1 protein-coding gene is annotated in these 306 nt (G+C 52.9%); it reads left to right on the forward strand.

What is annotated here, in order from left to right; all coding sequences use genetic code 11:
* Positions 1-306, forward strand: a 306-nt coding sequence (locus A6X21_RS25900; protein WP_205847468.1) for a TIGR02186 family protein, incomplete at both ends; no start/stop codon positions are given.

Here is a 306-nt window from a genome sequence, read left to right on the forward strand (position 1 = left end):
GTTGCTGTTGTTCTACGCGGACCAATGCGCTCCGTAACATTACGGGAAAAGCAGAAAATTGCTGGCATCTGGGTCAACGCCGACAGCACCGATTTTCGGTCCGTTCCCGCATATTATGCCATTGCGTCGTCACGGCCGCTGAATCAAATCGTCAACAGCAAAACAGCCGCGATTTACGAGCTTGGCCTTGATCGCCTACAATTATCCCCCAGTGGGGAGGTCAACGCCACCGAACAACGACGTTTTGTCGATGGATTAGTCGATTTAAATCGCCGTAACGGCCTTTTCCGCCAAGAGGCCGGCACA

Source organism: Planctopirus hydrillae, from assembly GCF_001707835.1.
Classification (GTDB): Bacteria; Planctomycetota; Planctomycetia; order Planctomycetales; family Planctomycetaceae; genus Planctopirus; species Planctopirus hydrillae.